This window comes from Ferrovibrio sp. GW821-FHT12F09, assembly GCF_058806775.1.
On sequence record NZ_JBXAPZ010000001.1, the window covers coordinates 951130 to 970356 of the forward strand.

19 protein-coding genes are annotated in these 19227 nt (G+C 65.7%); 9 read left to right on the forward strand and 10 right to left on the reverse strand.

What is annotated here, in order from left to right; translation table 11 throughout:
- Nucleotide 1: 1 nt before the first annotated feature.
- The 3 genes from AC1ROB_RS04950 to rnhB form a co-directional block, all read right to left on the reverse strand.
- Nucleotides 2-1054: a PAS domain-containing protein gene (locus AC1ROB_RS04950; protein WP_492999397.1), complete on the reverse strand. Its 1053-nt coding sequence runs from the start codon at nucleotides 1052-1054 to the stop codon at nucleotides 2-4.
- Nucleotides 1055-1226: 172 nt separating this feature from the next.
- On the reverse strand, nucleotides 1227-2255 hold the full coding sequence (locus AC1ROB_RS04955; protein WP_492973651.1) for a site-specific DNA-methyltransferase: 1029 nt from the start codon (nucleotides 2253-2255) through the stop codon (nucleotides 1227-1229).
- A gap of 276 nt (nucleotides 2256-2531) precedes the next feature.
- The gene (gene rnhB, locus AC1ROB_RS04960) at nucleotides 2532-3173 is read right to left on the reverse strand and encodes a ribonuclease HII (protein WP_492973417.1); all 642 of its coding nucleotides are present in this window, start codon (nucleotides 3171-3173) and stop codon (nucleotides 2532-2534) included.
- Nucleotides 3174-3300: 127 nt separating this feature from the next.
- Between rnhB and AC1ROB_RS04965 the strand changes: the two genes are divergently transcribed.
- Nucleotides 3301-4128 carry a crotonase/enoyl-CoA hydratase family protein gene (locus tag AC1ROB_RS04965; RefSeq protein ID WP_492973416.1) on the forward strand — a complete coding sequence of 276 codons (828 nt, stop codon included), beginning with the start codon at nucleotides 3301-3303 and terminating at the stop codon, nucleotides 4126-4128.
- Between the two features lie 22 nt (nucleotides 4129-4150).
- Nucleotides 4151-5608 (forward strand): M48 family metalloprotease, encoded by a 1458-nt coding sequence (locus AC1ROB_RS04970; protein WP_492973415.1) that lies wholly within the window; start codon nucleotides 4151-4153, stop codon nucleotides 5606-5608.
- Between the two features lie 7 nt (nucleotides 5609-5615).
- Here AC1ROB_RS04970 and AC1ROB_RS04975 read toward each other — a convergent pair whose 3' ends face one another.
- From AC1ROB_RS04975 to AC1ROB_RS05005, 7 genes are all read right to left on the reverse strand, one after another.
- Complete coding sequence (locus AC1ROB_RS04975; RefSeq protein WP_492973414.1) at nucleotides 5616-6494, reverse strand: RNA polymerase factor sigma-32; 879 nt, start codon at nucleotides 6492-6494, stop codon at nucleotides 5616-5618.
- A gap of 74 nt (nucleotides 6495-6568) precedes the next feature.
- Entirely contained in the window at nucleotides 6569-7174 is a 606-nt protein-coding gene (locus AC1ROB_RS04980; RefSeq protein WP_492973413.1) for a PAS domain-containing protein, read from the reverse strand.
- A 59-nt stretch (nucleotides 7175-7233) separates the two neighbouring features.
- Nucleotides 7234-8010, reverse strand: coding sequence for a hypothetical protein (locus tag AC1ROB_RS04985; RefSeq protein ID WP_492973412.1), 777 nt, complete (start codon nucleotides 8008-8010; stop codon nucleotides 7234-7236).
- Between the two features lie 247 nt (nucleotides 8011-8257).
- Nucleotides 8258-8776 (reverse strand): CarD family transcriptional regulator, encoded by a 519-nt coding sequence (locus AC1ROB_RS04990; RefSeq protein ID WP_492973650.1) that lies wholly within the window; start codon nucleotides 8774-8776, stop codon nucleotides 8258-8260.
- Between the two features lie 889 nt (nucleotides 8777-9665).
- The gene (gene fdxA / locus AC1ROB_RS04995) at nucleotides 9666-10007 is read right to left on the reverse strand and encodes a ferredoxin FdxA (protein ID WP_492973411.1); all 342 of its coding nucleotides are present in this window, start codon (nucleotides 10005-10007) and stop codon (nucleotides 9666-9668) included.
- 137 nt (nucleotides 10008-10144) lie between these two features.
- The gene (locus AC1ROB_RS05000) at nucleotides 10145-10423 is read right to left on the reverse strand and encodes an RNA-binding S4 domain-containing protein (protein ID WP_492973410.1); all 279 of its coding nucleotides are present in this window, start codon (nucleotides 10421-10423) and stop codon (nucleotides 10145-10147) included.
- Between the two features lie 42 nt (nucleotides 10424-10465).
- The gene (locus tag AC1ROB_RS05005; protein WP_492973409.1) at nucleotides 10466-11587 is read right to left on the reverse strand and encodes a carboxylate-amine ligase; all 1122 of its coding nucleotides are present in this window, start codon (nucleotides 11585-11587) and stop codon (nucleotides 10466-10468) included.
- Nucleotides 11588-11761: 174 nt separating this feature from the next.
- Here AC1ROB_RS05005 and AC1ROB_RS05010 point away from each other — a divergent pair, with 174 nt between their 5' ends.
- The 7 genes from AC1ROB_RS05010 (at nucleotide 11762) to AC1ROB_RS05040 (ending at nucleotide 19133) form a co-directional block, all read left to right on the forward strand.
- Nucleotides 11762-14077, forward strand: a complete 2316-nt coding sequence (locus AC1ROB_RS05010) for a fused MFS/spermidine synthase (RefSeq protein WP_492973408.1) — start codon at nucleotides 11762-11764, stop codon at nucleotides 14075-14077.
- Nucleotides 14078-14176: 99 nt separating this feature from the next.
- Nucleotides 14177-14917 carry an SDR family NAD(P)-dependent oxidoreductase gene (locus AC1ROB_RS05015; protein WP_492973407.1) on the forward strand — a complete coding sequence of 247 codons (741 nt, stop codon included), beginning with the start codon at nucleotides 14177-14179 and terminating at the stop codon, nucleotides 14915-14917.
- 110 nt (nucleotides 14918-15027) lie between these two features.
- Nucleotides 15028-16326 carry a bifunctional phosphopantothenoylcysteine decarboxylase/phosphopantothenate--cysteine ligase CoaBC gene (gene coaBC, locus AC1ROB_RS05020; protein WP_492973406.1) on the forward strand — a complete coding sequence of 433 codons (1299 nt, stop codon included), beginning with the start codon at nucleotides 15028-15030 and terminating at the stop codon, nucleotides 16324-16326.
- Nucleotides 16326-16811, forward strand: a complete 486-nt coding sequence (gene dut, locus AC1ROB_RS05025) for a dUTP diphosphatase (protein WP_492973405.1) — start codon at nucleotides 16326-16328, stop codon at nucleotides 16809-16811. Before coaBC ends, dut begins: the two co-directional genes overlap by 1 nt.
- A gap of 4 nt (nucleotides 16812-16815) precedes the next feature.
- Nucleotides 16816-17268, forward strand: coding sequence for an RrF2 family transcriptional regulator (locus AC1ROB_RS05030; protein ID WP_492973404.1), 453 nt, complete (start codon nucleotides 16816-16818; stop codon nucleotides 17266-17268).
- Between the two features lie 120 nt (nucleotides 17269-17388).
- Complete coding sequence (gene cysK, locus AC1ROB_RS05035; RefSeq protein ID WP_492973403.1) at nucleotides 17389-18369, forward strand: cysteine synthase A; 981 nt, start codon at nucleotides 17389-17391, stop codon at nucleotides 18367-18369.
- A gap of 5 nt (nucleotides 18370-18374) precedes the next feature.
- Nucleotides 18375-19133 carry a HesA/MoeB/ThiF family protein gene (locus tag AC1ROB_RS05040; protein WP_492973402.1) on the forward strand — a complete coding sequence of 253 codons (759 nt, stop codon included), beginning with the start codon at nucleotides 18375-18377 and terminating at the stop codon, nucleotides 19131-19133.
- Nucleotides 19134-19227: the final 94 nt, after the last annotated feature.

Genomic DNA, 19227 nt, shown 5'->3' on the forward strand with positions numbered 1-19227 from the left:
ATCAGGCCTGTGCGCCAGCCGCTTCCGGCTCGCTGCGCAGGATGCCGCGGATGCGCTGCACCTCGCCATCGTCCTTCAGCACCGCTTCGCCGATCGCCTGCAGCCAGGCCTCGCTGCCGGCCAGGCGGAAGCGCACCTCGGCCGAGGCCGTGCCATGGCGCAGGCGCTGGTAGTGGTTGCGCACCGCCTCGCGGTCATCGGGATGCACGCGGTCGACCCAGGCGGCCAGGGCGGCCGGACAGGATTGCGGTGCCAGCCCCAGCAGCCGGTAGGTCTCGTCCGACCAGACCACTTGACCGGTTTCGGCCTCCCAGGCCCAGAAACCCTCGCGGGTCAGGCGCTGCATCGCCTCGAAATCGGCAGCCATGCAGCGATACCGGCTTTCCATGTCGCTGTAGCTGGTCTGCACAGAGGCGCGCGCGCGATCCAGTTCGGTGATCAGTTCGGCATGGCGCAGCCGCAGCGCCATGCTGATGCGCTCACGCTTGCTGTTGATCTGCGCGCAGAAGCACATCGCAGTCAGCAGGATGACACCGAAAAACGCCATGATCACCGTGCTTGGCTCGCCGAACAGGAAGCCGCGGGCAAAGAACGGCGCCGACATGGCGATCATGAAGGCGTAGAAGGACGGCAGATGCACCGCGCGGGTGTTCAGCGTGGCGGTGGCGAGGCCGGACCAGGCGACGGAGAGCGCGGCCTGCAAGGCGAAGTCGCCCGGCGGATAGGCGAACCAGGCCAGCAGGCCCCAGGTCAGGCCGGTGAAGCTGCAGCCGATGGCAAAGCGCAGACCCCAGTCGGTCTTGTTGTTGAAGGAGTCGCGACTGGCGGCGAAGGCATCGCGCAGGCGGTCCATGTAGAAAGTGGTGCCGAGATACAGCGCGGTCAGGCCGGTGATATGCCACCAGCTCAGATAGTCCTTGTAGATGACGAAGGCGCCGAACAGCAGCGGGATCGGCGTGTAGCGCGTGGCCCAGCTGTTCTGGTACAGCCGCTCGATCAGCATGGCTTCGACGCCGGGGTCCTGGCTTTCCAGCAGGGACTCGTCGTCTTCCATCAGCCGCTGCAGCAAAGCAGCGTGAACTGTTTCCTGATCCGCCACCCTAGACCCCATCCGCGCAAGCTGAAGCGCGCAGGCGGCACGGTATCACCCGCTCAAGCGGGCTCGCCAGCGCCGTGGCCGGAATGTGGATCGATTATTGTGGAAAACGACGAGGGTTGGCCGAAAGTCACACAAGCTCTGCGCGCAGCTTCTGGCGCAGCACATCAATCGGTACGAGTTTGCCCTCGACCTGCATATGCCAGAAAACCCAACCATTGCACGCAGTGGCGCCCATCACATGAGCGCCCATCTTGTGGATCGAACCGCTGGCATTGCCGGTGGCGAGGCTGCCATCGGCGCGGACCTTGGCGGAAAACCGCCGCGAAGGATCGACCAGTACGGTGCCGGGTTCCAGCAGGCCGCGTTCCACCACCCAACCAAACGGGATGCGCGGCTCGTCTTTCTTCGAACGCGTGACTTCCACATCTTCGGCGGCCGCCGGCTGCACCGTGGCGATGCGGCGCTCGGCCGCCTTGGCATAGGCGGTTTCGCGCTCGATACCGATGAAATGCCGGCCGAGCCGCTTGGCCACGGCACCGGTGGTGCCCGACCCGAAGAAGGGATCGAGGATCACGTCGCCCGGCTTGGTGGAGGCGACCAGCACGCGATGCAGCAGCGCTTCCGGCTTTTGCGTCGGATGGGTCTTGCTGCCATTCTCGCCGCGCAGGCGTTCGCCGCCCGAGCAGATCGGGATCAGCCAGTCCGAGCGCATCTGCAGGTCTTCGTTCAGCGCCTTCATGGCGTCGTAGTTGAAGGTATAGCCGCGCGCATTCTGGTCCTTCGAGCACCAGATCATCGTCTCATGCGCATTGGTGAAACGCTTGCCGCGGAAATTCGGCATCGGGTTGGTCTTGCGCCACACCACGTCGTTGAGCATCCAGAAGCCCAGGTCCTGGAGCTGCGCGCCGAGGCGGAAGATGTTGTGGTAGCTGCCGATCACCCAGATGGTGCCGTTCGGCTTCAGCAGGCGCTGGGCGGCCTGCAGCCAGGCTTTCGAGAATTTGTCGTATTCGGCAAAGGAGGCGAACTTGTCCCAGTCGTCGTCGACGGCATCGACCACGCTGTCATTCGGCCGGCGCAGCTCGCCGGTGAGCTGCAGATTGTAGGGCGGGTCGGCGAAGATGCAGTCGATCGATTCCGCCGGCAGGGCGTTCATCTGCGCCACGCATTCGCCGAGCAGGATCTTGTCCAGCGGCAGGTCGGGATGCGGCAGGGCCCGGGCCAGTTCGGCCTTCGGCGCCCGGGCCAGCAGCGGCTTGGCCCGGCTCACGGTTGCGGTGCGGCCGGCATCCGGGTTGGCCCCGACGAGACTGAGATGGCCCTTGCGCAGCCCCGGCTTGTTGCGGGACTTGCTGGTCGGGTCGTTGAACGTCGGCGCCATGTGCGGATCATCCCCAAGAAAGACCCGCAAGTCATTAGATTCTTTAGGTGTTTAATTGGTTAATACTAAATCTAGAGTCAGTTGGTCCCTTACAGGCGCAAAACCTAGTCTGTGGTGTTTTGTGACACCGGCGATTTTCAGTCCGGCTTGGTGCGCAGGGGTGCCGTAGCCCATGTTGCGGTCCCAGCCATAGTGCGGATAGCGCCGGTGCAGCTTGGCCATGGCGCGGTCGCGCGTCACCTTGGCGATGATCGAGGCGGCGGCGATCGAAACGCTCAGGGCATCGCCGCCCACCACCGCGGTGGCGGGACAGACGAGCTGCTTCGGACAGTGATTGCCATCGATCAGGGCGTGATGCGGAACGATGCGCAAAGCCGCGACAGCGCGGCACATGGCCAGCATGGTGGCGTGAAAGATATTCAGCCGGCCGATTTCCGCCACGGATGCCGCGCCGATGCCGATATGCGCCTGGCCGGCGCGGGCATGCTCCATCAGCCGCTCGAACAGCAGATCGCGCTTTTCGATGCTCAGCTTCTTGGAATCATCGAGACCCTTGGGCCGTCGGCGGCGGTCCAGGATCACGGCGGCGGCCACCACGGGCCCGGCCAAAGGGCCGCGGCCGGCTTCGTCGACGCCGCAGACCAGTCCGCCATCGGGACCGGCAATCTTCAGCTCAAACGTGAAATCCGGCACGGCCGCCCCTCGAAACTGCCCAGCTTCTGCCATGAAGCGGCAGTATAGAATGCACCGGCCCGGCCGTCTTGCCCCCATCCTGCCGCCTGTGAAAAACTCGGGACAACCGCGCTGAGGAAGCCCAGACATGAGTGCCCAGACGAGTATGCCGCCCGCCGCGCCCGCCCCGGCCGATCCTGACGGGGAGATTCTGACCCGCCGCGACGGCGACATTTTCCTGATCGGCCTGAACCGGCCGGCCAAGATGAACGGCTTCACGCCAAAGATGCTGAAAGAGCTGGCGGTGGCCTACACCGCTTTCGAGCGCGATGCCGATGCGCGCGTCGCCGTGCTCTATGCCGAAGGCCCGCATTTCACCGCCGGGCTCGATCTGCCGAAGGTGGCGCCGCTGATGGGCGAGAAGAACCTGCTGGTCGAACCGGGCCAGATCGATCCCTGCAACAACATCGCGCCCTTCCGCACCAAGCCGGTGGTGGCTGCTGTTCAGGGCATCACCTATACAATCGGCATCGAGCTGATGCTGGCCGCCGATCTGGTGGTGGCCGCCAGCGACTGCCGCTTCAGCCAGCTGGAAGTGAAGCGTGGTATCATGGCCACCGGCGGCGCCACCATCCGCATGGTCGAACGCGCCGGCTGGGGCAATGCCATGCGCTATCTGCTGACCGGCGATGAATTCGATGTGGCGACGGCGCTGCGGCTCGGTTTCGTGCAGGAAGTCACCGAGCCGGGCGGCCAGCTGGCGGAAGCGATCAAAGTAGCGGAACGCATCGCCGCCCAGGCGCCGCTCGCGGTTTCGGCTACGTTGCGCAATGCGCGCCTGGCGGTGGAAGACGGCCCGGCGGCGGCCGTGGCCGATTTCAGCCCGACGCAACGCAACCTGATGGCCAGCGCGGACGTTAAAGAAGGGGTTGCCAGTTTTGTCGAACGCCGTGCTGCGCGCTTTGTCGGCCGCTGAAGATTGTCAGGGAATCAGAATCATGCGCCATTCCATCTTCGCTCTCGCCACCACCTTGGCATTGCTGGCCGCAACGCCGGCGCCGGCACAAATCTTCATGTCACCCGACGAAGCCCGGAAGGTGGGCAAGGAAGAGCATCCGAAAATCCTCAAGGAATTCGGCGGCGTTTATGAGGATCCCAATATCGGCGCCTACGTCGCCGGCATTGCCGGGCGCATCGCCGGCCAGTCGGGCCAGCCGGCCAGCAGCTTCACCTTCACTGTGCTGAACTCGCCGGTCGTCAACGCCTTTGCGTTGCCCGGTGGCTATGTCTACATCACACGCGGCACCTTGGCGCTGGCCAACAGCGAGGCGGAAGCGGCTGGCGTGCTCGGCCATGAAATCGGCCATGTGATCGCCCAGCATTCGGAAAAACGTTACGACAAGTCGATCTTTACCAATCTCGGCGTTGCCGGCGCCTCGATCCTCGGTTCGCTGTTTCTGGGTTCCGGCGCGGGCGACCTGATCGGTCAGGTCGGTCAGGTCGGTGGTGGCGCCTATCTCGCCAGCTTCAGTCGCGAGAACGAGCTGGAGGCCGATACGCTGGGCGTCAAGATGCTGGCGCGCGTCGGTTATGCGCCTGATGCCCAGGCGGCCTTCCTGCAGTCGCTCAGCAACTACAGCGACCTGGAAAGCAAGAAGGCCGGCGCTGCCGGCAAGGATCGCATGAATGATCTCTTCGCCACGCATCCGGGCGGGCCGCAGCGCGTGAAAGAGGCGATGGCGGCGGCGAAGGAATATCCCAACAGCCCGGTCTATCGCCGTGACGAATATCTGGAGCGCATCGACGGCATGATCTACGGCGACGACCCGAAGGAAGGCGTGGTGCGCGGCACCAACTTCACCCATCCTGATCTTCGGGTCAGCTTCTCTGCCCCCGATGGCTGGCGCATCGTCAACACCAGTAATGCCGTGGTGGCTAAAGGTGCGGGTGGCCAGATGCAGTTCGATATCGAGGGCGACAAGCAGAAAGCGCAAGCCGGTCGCAATCCGCTCGATTATCTCACCCGGGTCTGGGTGCCCAATCTGCGTCTGAGCAATGCCGAAGCCATCAAGGTGAACGGCATGCCGGCCGCCACCGGTTCGACGCGGATCCAGCAGAAAAGCGGCGGCTCTGCCGATGCCCGCTTCGTGGCTGTCTCATTCCCCACCGGCAATATTATGCGCTTCGTGATTCTTGCGCCCGCTGGCGGACTTGGGAAAATCGAGCAGACCGTGATCCGCAGCGTCAACACAACGAAGTACCTGAGCGATGACGAGGTCAAGGCGACCAGGCCGGTGCGTGTAAAGGTCGTGAAGGTGGGTAGCGGCGATACGGTTGAGACCTACGCCAAGACCGCGCCGCTCGGCCAGTATGCGGCGGAAGAGCTGCGGCTGCTGAATGCCCTGCAGCCCGGCGAACAGCCCAAGCCGGGCGAGCGCTTCAAGACAGTGGAGTGACGCCGCCCTAGCGCAATTCTGCCTGCAGGCCGGGTGTGTCGCTCAGGCGCCGGCGCAGCCGCGTCAGCGCCTGGTGCTCCAGTTGGCGCACGCGCTCCTTGGAAATACCCATATGCACGCCGATGCGTTCCAGCGTGATGGCCTGGTCGGTGAAAAAGCGCGCCTGCAGAATGCGGCGCTCGCGCTCGGGCAGCGCCGCCAGCGCCTCGCCGAGCCAGCGTCGCTTCAATGCGCTGTCATGCTGCGTCATCGACACGGTTTCCGGGTCCGGGCGTTCGTCGGGCAGCAGGTCCTGCCAGCTGCTCTCGCCATCCTCGCCGATCACGGCGTTCAGCGAGCGGTCGCCGGCCGCCAGCCGGCTTTCCATATGCAGCACATCGCTCTCGTTCACATTGAGCTGCCGCGCCAGTTGCGTGCGGCCCTCGGCGGTCAGCGTCTCGCTGCCGCCGCGCTCGATGCGGGCGCGCAGGCGACGCAGGTTGAAGAACAGCGACTTATGCGCCGCGGTCGTGCCGGTGCGCACGATCGACCAGTTGCGCAGCACGAAATCCTGGATCGCGGCGCGGATCCACCAGGCCGCATAGGTCGAGAAGCGCACCTCGCGGCCCGGCTCGAAACGCGCGGCCGCCTGCATCAGGCCCAGATTGCCTTCCTGGATCAGGTCGCTCACCGGCAGGCCGTAATGGCGGAAACGCACCGCGGTGGCGATCACCATGCGCATATGCGGGGCGACCAGCCGGTGCATGGCGGTCTGGTCCTGGTGCTCGCGCCAGCGCCGGGCCAGGGCAACTTCCTCGTCCGGGCCCAGCAGCGGCAGGCGCATGGCGCGCCGGACAAAGGCGCGGTCGGAAGCCTCGGGGGTGGCGGCGGTGCGGTCGGGCGTCATGGCAGCCTCGCAGGTCTGCCTTATCTACGCAGGGCCGGGTCCGACGGATCACGCTGCGGCAGCGAAAGACCGGATCAGGGCGCCGGATTGACGGCCGGCCGCACCGGCGGGCGCCAGGGGCCGGCGATATTGCAGGCGAGAAAGCGGCAGACGGCGCCGTCAGGGCCGGCCAGCGGCAGGGCGACGCGCTGCCAGGATTCCACCGCCACATGCGGCGGCGGGAAATGCTGGGTATAGAGCGGCAGGCGCCGCAGCCAGGCCGCGCGGTAGAGGGCGCGGAAGAAGACCGAGACATAATTGCCGCCGTCGATCTCGGAAATCAGCCGGCCGGTCATGTCGCGGCCATAGGTTTCGGCCACCTTGGTGCCATAGACGCGGAAGCGGCCATCCCAGCCCTCGTCCAGCACGTCGATCAGCACCACATGGCCCAGGGCCGGCTTCAGTTCGAAGGGCGACACGGCGCTGGCCAGCGGGATGCCCCGGGCGTCTTTCTGCATCCGCTCCCAGTAGTCGATTATAAAGCGCATAGGTGCGCTTTCGGTAACCGCTGTGGTTGGGGACCAGATCAGATGTTCCAGGCGCGCCCCATGGGCGTCGAAATAGGCTTTGAGATCGGGTTGCCGGTCGGCAAGCATCAGATCGACCAGCTGCTCCATGGCGGGCAGGGACATGGCCGGCATGGTAGCGACGCGCTGCTCCGGCGCAACCGTCAGCAGGTTAAACCGGCGTGAAGAAAAGTTCAGATGGCGAAACTCTCGACGATGGCGCCATCCAGCGAGAAGCAGGCGACATTGAGCGGACCGCCGAAGCCGGCGCCGCCGTCGAGACAGCAGGTGAAAGCATCCAGATGGGCGCCTTCGCCGCGCGGATTGCCGCCGCTGACCACGCGGCGGAACCCGGCATAGGGCTGGCTTAAGCCGCGAAAGACCGGCGAGCCCCACCACAGGTGATCCGATTGCGCCGACAGCGGCACGGCGGGATCGATGCCGGCATGCACGAACAGCAGCTCGCCGCCCCGGGTATAGGCGGCGCGGCGGAAACTGCTGAACAGCTCGTCATGGCCCGGATGCCGGCGGATCGCGGCGCGTAAGGAGTTGGTCCAGCGGCTGATGCCCAGCGCGCCTTCGCGCAGGATGCCAGGCACCTGTTTGGGATCGACGCCATAGCCGCGCAGCACCGGCTCCAGGCCGTGGCGCAGCATCCAGCCAAACACTTCGCCCGGGCCGGGGGCGAACTGGATCTGCAACAGCTTGCGCCACATCTCTTCCTGCGCGCCGCGTAAATACGCGATGTCTTCGGGAATGGCGCCGGGCATGCAGAGGAAGTCGCGGCGGAAGCTCAGCAGCTCGTCCATGGTTTCGACCACGGCGGCGCCATGGCCGATCATGTTGCCCAGATAGACCAGGCGGTCGCCGGGCAGCAGGCGGGCGGCCAGCTCGTCATGGGCTTCGCGCAGGCGGGCGGCTTCGGCATGGATGGCGGCCACGGCCCAGACGCGATGCGCCTGGCCCAGCACGGAGAAGACTTCGGCCGCCGGAGCTGCGGCAGATGGTGCTGCGGCAGGCGCAGGGGAGGCTGCCGGAGCAGCAACCGGGGCGGTGGGAGCAGTCAGATGCGGCGCGGACAAGTCGATAACGAATCGGCCAATGAAAAACGGGTCCGGCAACCGAGGCTACCGGACCCGTCCGCTAAAGCGAAGTCAAAACATCAACACAGAGGCGAAAAGCGGTGTGACCTTTTCGCGCCTCGGTCAGAGGGCGCCGTCAGGCCACCTTCAGAATCTTTTCCAGCTTCTTCACGGCCGAATCCTCGTCGATCCGTTCGACGGCGGCCAGTTCGCGGATCAGACGGTCCATGGCGGATTCATAGATCTGCCGCTCGGAATAGCTCTGGTCGGGCTGGCCGGCATTGCGGTGCAGGTCGCGCACCACTTCGGCGATCGAGACCGGGTCGCCGGAATTGATCTTGGCCTCGTATTCCTGGGCGCGGCGGCTCCACATGGCGCGCTTGACGCGGGCGCGACCCTTCAGGGTGTCCAGCGCGGTGCGCATCTTCTGCGGCGAGCTGAGCTTGCGGATGCCAACGGAGTTCACCTTCGAAAGCGGCACGCGCACGGTCATCTTGTCGCGTTCGAATTCCACCACCATCAAATCCAGCTCGAAGCCGGCAATCATCTGGCGCTCGATACGCAAAATCTTGCCAACGCCATGGGTCGGATAGACCACATGATCGCCGGCGGCGAAATCGACCTTCACCTTGGTCGGAACAGGTTTCAGTTGCATCATCTTGTTGGGCTGCGGCGGCTGCTTCGGCTCGGCGCTGGCCGGACGCACCGGCTGCGGCAGCGGGCGGGTCGGCGCGGCCGATACCGCCAGCACGCGGACGGGGCCGGTGGGCTTGACGGGGGCAGGCGCTACGGCAGCGGCAGCCTTGCCGCCCTTGGCCGTTGCAGCCTTGCCGGGCGCAGCAGCGGGGGCGGCCTTGGCGGCCGGCTTGGTCTCGGGTTTCTTCGGCGCCGGAGCGGGCGCAGCTTTCGCGGCCGGCTTGGCCGGGGCGACGGATTTCGGTGCAGCCGCCTTGAGGGCGGGCTTCGCGGCAGCCTTCGGCACGGGCTTGGGCGCCGGCTTGGCGGCGGCCTTCACCGGCGGCTTGGGCGCAACCTTGGCCTTGGCGGCGGGCTTGGCCGGGGCCTTGGCCGACTGCTTGGTCGCCGGCTTCTTGGTGCTGGCCGCACGGGCCGGCGCCGGTTTGGCGGCCTTTGCAGGCACCGCCTTGGCGGGGGCCTTGCTCTTTTTCACTGGGGCTTTCGTCACTGAACCACCCTCGCTCGATCTCGTCCAACAATCCAAACCCGCGTCAGGCGCCAACCGAATAGAATGCCATCCAGGCCCGCGAGGACCCTGCAAAGAGATGGCATTGGTCGAAACCCATCACGCGAACGCAACTCAAAGCTGCAGGATGTCACTCACACCCTAGGAATCCATGCAGTCCGGAAGCCGTCCGTCCGTCCACCTATGTTCGGCGGGCGTGGTTATTGTTCGGTTACGATAATACCACAGGTTAAGGGCTAATGACAGCGAAGATGCGGCCCCATGATGGGTCTCGGCTGTCGGCAGATGCGGAAAAACCGGGCTTTTCCGCGATGCAGCGCGGATCGGAGTCCGGCCCGGATTATTTATTGCCGCTGCCCGGGTTCGGGTCGAAATGCTCTTTGAACTTGTTCTCGACGCCCTTCCAGGCATCGGCATCGGCCGGGGCATCGCCCTTGCGCGTGATGTTGGGCCACTTGGCGGCATAGTCCCGGTTCATCTCGACCCACTGCTCGGCCCGGTTGTCGGTGTCGGGCAGGATCGCCTCAGCCGGGCATTCCGGCTCGCAGACGCCGCAGTCGATGCATTCGTCCGGATTGATCACCAGCATGTTCTCGCCGACATAGAAGCAGTCGACGGGGCAAACCTCGACGCAATCCATGTACTTGCACTTGATACAACTCTCGGTCACGACGTAGGTCATCGGCGAAACCCTGGGATCGAAAAGGCTGGTTGGTGGCGTCTGGGCCGCTGATATGGGGCAGCGGCGGCCCGTCGGGTAGCACAGGGGCCAATCCGGGTCAATTATTCGTATACTAACAGTTCCCCGTCAACCGGGCTTTACGGGATCAGTTCATAGGTCGCCTGGGCTTCCGGCGCCGGACCGCGCCGCTCGGGCAGCTGCCGCACCTTCAGCACTTTGACTGCGGCCGGCAATGGCAGGGTGATGATGTCGTTCACCCGCACCAGCGCATGGGGCTTGTCGACCGGACGGCCGTTGATGCGGATGCGGCCCTTGCCCGCCAGCTTCTGCGCGATCGCGCGGGTCTTGCAGAACCGGGTCAGCCACAGCCATTTGTCGAGACGCAGGGCGTCAACGGGATCGGAATCGTCGTTCATGGCCCGTCATTATAATGCGGCCGGCGTCAGGCGACAGCCATGTCAGGCGACCGTCGTCTCCACCAGCCAGCCGATCACGCGACGCAGCGCCGCCACCCGGCTGGCGCCCTCGGCCCGCGCGCGCCGATACAGCGCCATCTGCTCGGCCGCCGAGGTGCCGCGCGTCAGGATGGTGCGCGCATGCTGCACTTCCGCCATGCAGCCGAGCGCCTCGGCATCCTCGGCCACCAGCGCCAGCAGCGCCTCGATCACCTCGGGAAACGGCACCAGGCGCTTCTGTTCGAAATCGATCTGGCCTTCGGTGGTGCCATAGCGCTGGGCGCGCCAGCGGTTCTCCTCGATCAGCACGCGGGTATGATTGCGCCATACGCTGTTGATGTCCTTGCGACGGCGCAGCGCACGCACCAGGCAGCGATACAGCGCGGCGATGCACAGCGTGTCTTCCACATGGGTGCAGGAATCGCCGATGCGCAGCTCCAGCGTCGGGAAACGCACGGAGGGCCGGATCGTCCACCAGACATGGCTGGCATCCTCGATCACGCCGGCCTGCACCATGGTGCCGATCAGCGTGTCGTAATCCTCCAGGCTGGCGAAAAAATCTGGCATGCCGGTGCGCGGCAGCTCGTCATAGGCCGCCAGGCGATAGCCCATCAGGCCGGTGGCATGCTTGCGCCAGAACGGCGATGACGTGCTGAGCGCCAGCAGGATCGGCAGGAAGGGCAGCACGCGGTTCATCACGTCGATGCGCTCATGCGGGTCGGTCACTTCCACATGGATATGCATGCCGCACATCATGTTGCGCATGGCGAGGAATTTCAGGTCGTCGGCCAGCTTGTGATAGCGCGGCTTGTCGGTCGGCGTCTGCTCGTTCCATTCCGCCAGCGGGTGCGTGCCGGCGGCAAAGAATTCCAGGCCGAACTCCCGCGTCGTCTGCTTCAGGGCGGCGCGATAGCCGCGCAGATGCTGGCGCGCCTCGTCCAGCGAGTGGCAGACCGGCGTCACCACTTCGATCTGCGACTGCAGCAGTTCCGGCGTCACCTGGTCGCCCAGCAGGCTGCGGGCCCGCCGGATCAGCGCCTTCGGCATGCGCGAGACGGCATTCTTGCTCTCGGCATGGGCCAGGAAATACTCTTCTTCGATACCGATGGTGTAGGCGGAATTCATACAAGCTCCCTGACGCGCCGCTGATCCGGCGAAGGGCCGGGGCGGGCTGGTAAAACGGCGGGGCGACGAAAAAAATCCCGCCGCACCGCCACAAATGGCCGACTGCATACATTTCTGCTGGCGTGCGGGCAGGGCGGCCCTGTACAAAATCGGACAGCAGTGGGGGAACCAAAAATGGTGCAGGCAGGCGTTGGCGCATCCGCGCGCCCGGTGGCGTTTCTGACGCGGGTGTCCTTTCTGGCGTTATGTGTCGCCTTCTTCCTGTCTGGCTTTGCGGCGCTGATCGACCAGATCGTCTGGCAGCGCATGCTCGGGCTTTTTGCGGGCTCGGATGCTGTCACCGCAGCGCTGGTGGTCGGCGCCTTCCTGCTCGGTCTCGGGCTCGGCAGCCTGGCCTCGGGTGCGGTGACCGACCGCTTCAGCATGCGCGCCGCGCTGATCGGCTTCGTGCTCTGCGAGATCGGCATCGGCGTGTTTGCGCTCGGCAGCCGCGCCTTCCTCTATGATTTCGTCGTGCAGGTGATCGGTCCAATGGTGCCCAGCCGCTGGGGCATCTTCGCGGTCTGCTTCGCTGGCATTCTGATCCCCACCATGCTGATGGGCGCCTCGCTGCCGCTGCTGGCCAAGGCGGCGATCCATTCGCTGGCCGATGCTGCGCCGCGCATCGGCTGGCTCTACGGCCTCAACACGCTGGGCGCCGGCCTTGGCGCGCTGCTCGGCGGCTGGTGGCTGATCGGCACGCTGGGCTACGAGAATTCCCTGCGCATCGCCGCCCTGTTCAATCTTGTCGCCGCCGCCATCGGCCTGCTGCTGTGGCGCGGCGATGCGACCGCGGCCCCGCAGCAGGCGCCGGTGGAAGCGCCGCAGCCCGCTGCCGCCGCCGGCAGTTTCGGCTTCGCCACCTGGGCGGTGTTGGTGTTCGTCTCGGGCTTTGCGATCGTTGCGCTGGAAATCCTCTGGGTCCGCGTCGCCGGCGTGATCGCGCAATACACCGCTTACAGCTTCGCCACCATTCTCGGCAGCTTCCTGCTCGCCGATGGCCTCGGCATGGTGATCGGTGCGGTCTGGCTCAAAAAACTGCGCGACACGCGCGCGGCTTTCTTCGCCGTGCAGGCCTTTGCCACGCTCTATGCCCTGGCCTCGATCTGGGGCGTCTACTGGCTGGCCGGCGCCGGCTGGTGGGAAGGTCTGCTGGCGGCCGAGACCACGCGCCATTACGGCACGCCGCTGCTGATGGCGCTGGGCGTCACCGTGCTGCTGGTGGCGCCGCCGTCACTACTGCTCGGCATCTCCTTCCCGCTGGCGCAGCAGGCGGTGCAGACCGACCTGAGCCGTCTCGGTTGGCGCGTCGCCGCTGTCCAGGTGGCGAATATCCTTGGCAACGCGGCCGGCAGTCTGGCCACCGGCCTTGCCGCCCTGCACTGGCTCGGCACCGCCGGCAGCCTGAAACTGGTGGCGCTGCTCGCGGTCGCGCTGCTGCTGTACTGGAGCTATGCGGCCTGGCGTGAAAACCAGTCGCGCGCCTGGCGCGGCGCGGCGGCGCTCGCGGCGGTGCTGGCGGCGGTGATCGCTGCCTTCCCCGGCAATGCGCAATTCTGGGCGCGCCTGCATCAGGCCGCCGCGCATCACGACATCCTGGTGGCGGAGGACCGCTCAGGGTTGGCGCTGTTCCGTCTCAGCGACGATGGCAGCGCCAGTCCGTTTTTCATCCAGGGCTTCACCCAGTCGAAATGGCCCTTCCTGATCGAGCATGCCTTCCTCGGCGCGGTCGGGCCGCTGCTGCATCCCGCACCCGAAGATGTGCTGGTGATCGGCTCGGGCAGCGGCGGCACGCCGTTTGCGGCCGGCGTCAATCCGGCGACCCAGCGCGTGCGCGTGGTGGAACTGGTCGGACCGGTCTTCGAGGTGCTGCGGGCCTTCGCCGCGCGCGAACCGGATTCCGCCATTGCCGGGCTGCTCAGGGATCCGCGCTATGAATTCGTGGTCGGCGACGGCCGCCGCGCCATCTTCGCCGCCGACCGCCGCTACGATGTGATCCAGGCCGATGCGATCCTGCCCGAGTCCTCCCATAGCGGCCTGCTCTATTCGCAGGAATTCATGCAGCTGGTGCTGGCCGCGCTGGATGACGACGGCATCTATGTGCAATGGGGACCGACGGCGCGCAGCGTCGCCACCTTCAGCGCCGTCTTCCCGCATGTGACGATGCTGCAGCCCTTTCCGGTGCTGATCGGATCGCGCCATCCGGTGCAGCTCGATCACGGCCGGCTGGCGCGGCTGTTCGCGCTGCCGGCGACGCAGCGCCATTTCGCCGCCGCCGGCATCGACACAGCGTCGGCCGACCGCCTGTTCCGCGATGCCATCCTGCACAGCCCGGCCCAGCCGGGCGGCAGCGCCACCCTGCTGAATGCCGACCTGTTTCCGCGTGATGAATATTACATCAACAACCGCCTGGGCGCGGCCACGGTAACGGCGCCGAAACCGGGAATCTGAAGCACCTGTCGGCAGGCACAGGAATCAAGCGGGGAATTCGTGTGAGACGGGGACAGCGCCGCTGGCGCCGCCCATATCGTTGCGATAGGTTCTCACCCCATGTCGGATCGTCAACGCACTCTCATCCTCACCGGCGCCAGCCGCGGCATCGGCCATGCCACCGTGAAGCGCTTCTCGGCTGCCGGCTGGCGGGTCTTCACCGTGTCGCGGCATCCCTTCTCGGAACATTGCCCCTGGGAGGGCGGCGCCGAGAGCCATGTGCAGATGGATCTGAACGACATCGAAAAACTGCCGGCGATGATCGCCGATCTCAAGACCCGGCTGCCCGATGGCAAGCTCGATGCGCTGGTCAACAATGCCGCCATCTCGCCCAAGGGTCCGGGCGGCTCGCGGCTCGGCGTGCTCGATACCGATCTGAAGACGCTGATGCATGTCTACAACGTCAATCTCTTCTCGGTGGCGCTGCTGGGCCAGGGCCTGTTCCACGAGCTGAAGGCGGCCCAGGGCTCGATCGTCAATGTCACCTCGATTGCCGGCAGCCGCGTGCATCCCTTCGCCGGCATGGCCTATGCCACTTCGAAGGCCGCGCTGGCGGCGCTGACCCGCGAGATGGCCAGCGAGTTCGGTCCGCATAACGTGCGGGTCAACGCCATCGCGCCCGGTGAGATCGATACCGCGATCCTCTCGCCCGGCACCGACGAGATCGTGCGGCGCGACATTCCCATGCATCGCCTGGGCAAGCCGGAAGAGGTGGCCTCGACCATCTATTTCCTCTGCACCCAGACCTCGTCCTATGTGAACGGCGCCGAAATCCACATCAACGGCGGCCAGCACGTTTAAAAGTCCCCTCAGGACTTGTGCTTTCCGGGTCCGGGGATTACCTTTAAGCACATATCAGCCACGTAATATGGCCGATTCCGAATGGTTTTTATCAGAAAACCGAGGAAACTGTGCTCAAGGGTAAGCGTATTCTGCTGGTGATTTCGGGCGGTATTGCCGCCTATAAGGCGCTGGACCTGATCCGGCGCCTGCGGGAGCGTGGCGCCTCCGTCCGCTGCGCCATGACCAGGTCGGCCGCGCAGTTCGTCACCCCCTTAAGCGTCTCCTCACTCAGCGGCGAGAAGGTTTCCGACGATCTCTTCTCGCTGACCGACGAAGCCGAGATGGGCCATATCGAACTGTCGCGCGACGCGGATCTTGTCGTGGTCGCGCCGGCCACCGCCAATATCCTCGCCCGCATGGCAGCCGGTCTGGCCGATGACATGGCCACCACTTTGCTGCTCGCCACCGACAAGCCGGTGCTGGTGGCGCCGGCGATGAATGTGCGCATGTGGTATCACCCGGCCACCCAGCGCAATGTCGCACAGCTGAAAGCCGACGGTGTCGCCTTCATCGGGCCCAATGATGGCGAGATGGCCTGTGGCGAATTCGGACCGGGGCGCATGGCCGAGCCTTTGGAGATCGTCGCCGCCATCGAGGCGCAGTTCGGCAAGCCGCTGCCCAAACATCTGCTGCTGGTGCAGCCGCCTGCCAGCACCGTGCAGCCGCTGCAGCAGGACCTGAAAGGCCGCAAGGCGATTGTCACCTCGGGTCCCACGCACGAGGCCATCGATCCGGTGCGCTACATCGCCAATCGCTCCTCGGGCAAGCAGGGCCATGCGATTGCCGCGGCACTGGCGGCGCGCGGCGCCGATGTGACCCTGGTGACGGGGCCGGTGACCCTGCCCGATCCGCCGGGCGTGAAGACCGTGCATGTGGAAGCGGCGCGCGACATGTTCTCCGCCTGCTTCCTCGACCTTCCCGTTGATATCGCCGTGTTTGCCGCCGCTGTCGCCGACTGGCGCGTGGCGGTGGAAGCGCCGCAGAAAATGAAAAAGAGCGGCGACCTGCCGCCGGTGCTCAAACTCGCCGAGAACCCCGATATCCTGCGCGCCATCAGCACCACGGATAAAAAGCGCCGTCCGGCGCTGGTGGTCGGTTTCGCCGCCGAGACCGAAACCGTGGTCGCCCATGCGCAGAAGAAGCTGGCGGCGAAAGGCTGCGACTGGATTCTCGCCAACGATGTGTCGGAAGCCACCGGCACCTTCGGCGGCGACAGCAACACCGTGCATCTGGTGACCGCCAGTGCCGTCGAGGACTGGCCGCGCCTGACCAAGGCCGAGGTCGCCGCCCGGCTCGCCGCCCGGATTGCCCAGCATTTTGCCGGCCCGGAAAAATCCAAAGCCGTACCGCTCAAGAAAGGTTCGTGATGACGCGTCCTGTTCCCCTGCATGTACCGATCAGGCAGTTGCCGCATGCCGAAGGCCTGCCGCTGCCGGCCTATGCCACCGAAGATGCCGCCGGCCTCGATCTGCTGGCGGCCATCGCCGAGCCGGTGGTGCTGCAGCCGGGCGAGCGCAGGCTGGTGCCGACGGGCTTGAGCATCGCGGTGCCGCCGGGTTTTGAAGCCCAGGTGCGGCCGCGCTCGGGCCTGGCGCTCAAGCAGGGCGTCACCGTGCTCAATTCGCCCGGCACCATCGATGCCGATTATCGCGGCGAGGTCGGCATCATCCTGATCAATCACGGCAGCGCGCCGTTCACCATCAATCGCGGCGAGCGCATCGCGCAGATGGTGATCGCCGCCTACAGCCGGGCCGAATGGGTGCCGGTGGCGGAACTGCCCGAGACCCAGCGCGGCGCCGGCGGCTTCGGTTCGACCGGCGTGGCAACGCCCAAAACAGCAGCAGGAGACTGAACGCATGTTGAAGTGTACGCGGCGCACCATGCATGCGCTGGAAGCGGTGGTCGATATCGCCTTCCATGCGCGTCCCGAGCCGGTGCAGTCCAAGGATATCGCCGCGCGGCAGAATGTGCCGCAGCGCTATCTCGAACAGGTGATGCAGCATCTGGTGCGCAATGGCGTGCTCAAGGGTGTGCGTGGTCCGCGCGGCGGCTATACGCTGGCGCGCGAACGGCGCCGCATCACGGTGGGCGAGGTGGTGCGTATCGTGTCCGAGCTGGATGCCGAAGGCGAGGAGGATTTCTCCGCCGGGTCCGAGCTGGGCAAGCGCACGGTGCAGCCGATCTGGGAGGAATGCCAGGCCATCGTGTTGGCCCGGATCGACACCATCACGCTGGAAGACCTGTGCAGCCGGGCCGAGACCAGCGGCTTTGCCGCGGCGCTGGAAGGCGCCGACAATTTCGCCATCTGACCCTTGCTCGTCATTCCCGCCCAGGGAAATCTTCTTGGCGGGAATCCCATTTTCTTTTCATGCAGGAAAATGGGATGCCGGATCAAGCCCGGCATGACGGTGAAAAAATCCGGAGGAATCATGACCGAGTCCAAGCCGAACACGATCCGTCATTTCAATGCCCCGCGCGGCAAGGTCTATGATTCGATCGTCGACACCATCGGCGCCACGCCGCTGGTGCGCATCAACCGCCTGGCCCGCGAGGCCGGCTGCAAGGCCGAGCTGCTGGCCAAGCTGGAATTCTTCAATCCGCTGAATTCGGTGAAGGACCGCATCGGCATCGCCATGATCGAGGCGATGGAACGCTCGGGCAAGCTCAAGGCCGGCGCCACCATCGTCGAGCCGACCTCGGGCAATACCGGTATTGCGCTCGCCTTCGTCGCCGCCGCCAAGGGCTATCGCCTGATTCTCGTCATGCCGGAAAGCATGTCGATGGAGCGCCGCAAGATGCTCAAGTTCCTCGGCGCGGAACTCGAACTCACCCCGCCGGGTCTGGGCATGAAGGGCGCGCTCGCCCGTGCCGACGAGCTGCTGAAGGAAATCCCCGGCAGCGTGATGCCGCAGCAGTTCGAGAATCCGGCCAATCCGGAAATCCACCGCGGCACGACGGCAGAGGAAATCTGGGTCGATACGGCCGGCAAGGTCGATGTGGTGATCTCCGGCGTCGGCACCGGCGGCACGCTCACCGGCGTCGGCAGCGTGCTAAAGCAGAAGAAGCCGGGCGTGCGCATCGTCGCGGTGGAACCGGAAGACAGCCCGGTGATTTCCGGCGGCAAGGCCGGCCCGCACAAGATCCAGGGCATCGGCGCCGGTTTCATCCCGGGCAATCTCGATACCAGCCTGATCGACGAGATCATCACCATCGGCAACGAAACCGCCTTCGAGACCTCGCGCCGCCTGGCCCGGCTGGAGGGCATTCCGGCCGGCATCTCGTCGGGTGCCGCCGTTGCCGCCGGTCTTGAAGTGGCGACACGGCCGGGCATGGAAGGCAAGACCGTGGTGGTGATCATTCCCTCCTTTGCCGAACGCTATCTCTCGACGGCGCTGTTCGACGGCCTGTAAGCGCCGTGTTCAGCAGGGACGAGCTGGAGCGGTACTCACGGCATATCATCCTGCCGGAGGTCGGCGGCGCCGGGCAGCAGGCGCTGAAGACCGCGCGCGTGCTGGTGATCGGCGCGGGTGGCCTCGGCTCGCCATTGCTGCTGTATCTGGCGGCGGCCGGCATCGGCACGCTCGGCATCGTCGATGACGACACCGTGTCGCTGTCGAATCTCCAGCGTCAGGTTCTGCATGGCACCGAGGATATCGGCCGCCGCAAGACCGAAAGCGCTGCGGTGGCCATCGCGTCGCTCAATCCGCATGTGCGCGTGGTCGAGCATACCGAACGGCTGACGCCGGAAAATGCCGATGCGCTGATCGGCGCCTACGATATCGTTGCCGATGGCAGCGACAATTTCGACACGCGTTTCCTGGTCAACGACACCTGCTACCGCCTGAAGAAGACGCTGGTGACGGCGGCGATGCTGCGCTTCGATGGCCAGCTTTCCACCTTCAAGGCGCATCTGGGCGCGCCGCATCCCTGCTATCGCTGCGTCTTCCCCGAGCCGCCGCCGCCGGGCAGCGTGCCGGCCTGTTCGGAAGCCGGCGTGCTGGGTGCGCTGGGCGGCGTGATGGGCAGCCTGCAGGCGCTGGAAGTGGTCAAGGAAATCCTCGCTCTGGGCGACAGTCTTTCCGGCCGCTTGTTGCTTTATGACGCCCTGCGCGGCGATGTCCGCACCGTCCGCCTGCGCCGCGATCCCCAGTGCCGCACCTGCGGCACATCTTGATTCCCAGTGCCGCACCTGCGGCACATCGTAATTTTTTCCTGGGCCACACCTGCGGTTGAGACACGTTACCGCTTCTGTACCTCGACGGCCGTGG